General features: G+C 61.6%; 1 protein-coding gene. It reads left to right on the top strand.

Annotated features, from left to right (window positions below; all coding sequences use genetic code 11):
* Positions 1 to 207: 207 nt before the first annotated feature.
* Positions 208 to 537, top strand: coding sequence for a hypothetical protein (locus WS62_RS21370; protein ID WP_231748372.1), 330 nt, complete (start codon positions 208 to 210; stop codon positions 535 to 537).
* The last annotated feature ends 109 nt before the right edge of the window (positions 538 to 646 follow it).

The following is a 646-nucleotide window of genomic DNA, read 5'->3' as shown; positions in this document are numbered from 1 at the left end:
TGATCCTGCGCAACCTGCGGCTTTTTTACGCCCTGATTCTCGTCGCTTTGCTCAGCTTCCGAGCCGCTGCGCCGTCGGCGGCGTAGCTTCATCTGCGCGACAAAACGAATTGTTCAGGGCCGACTACGTAGCGCACATGCAGGCTTAGGCTGTGTTGCGTCCGCGGCGCAAGGCAGCGAGTGTGCCGCCGGGGCGATTGGCGGGGCTGTGTCGGCGATGGCGGCAAATGCGATCGCGACCCTGTTGGGTGGTGCGGCAGCCGGCGTGTTGGGCCAGAACGTGCAGGGCGCGATGACGGCGGCTCATAATGAGACACAAAACAACACATGCGCGGCGGGCCACAACTGCGGCACACTGGCGAGCGTGGTGAAGGATACGGGGCGCGCAGCGTGGAACACGGCACTTGGTGCTGTCGAGGCGGTTCCGAATTTCGTGAACGGAGCACTGCCGGGCTACCCGGACTATGTGCCGTTCCTCAGCGGCGCGATGCTGCCGTATGACGATCCGGATTTCGGGAGCCTATTGAGAATTACGTAAATCATGACATCACCAAAGCTCGGCTTGCTTCCAGCAAGCAGCGATGATCGATTTGCGCTTCTGGCCGCGCTTGAGCTTGCATCGAGCGGTGTGCTTCAACTCGGTCAGG

Origin of the sequence: Burkholderia sp. ABCPW 14, from assembly GCF_001523835.1 — a bacterium.
GTDB classification, from domain to species: domain Bacteria; phylum Pseudomonadota; class Gammaproteobacteria; order Burkholderiales; family Burkholderiaceae; genus Burkholderia; species Burkholderia mayonis.
This window is presented reverse-complemented; position numbering and strand designations above follow the sequence as displayed.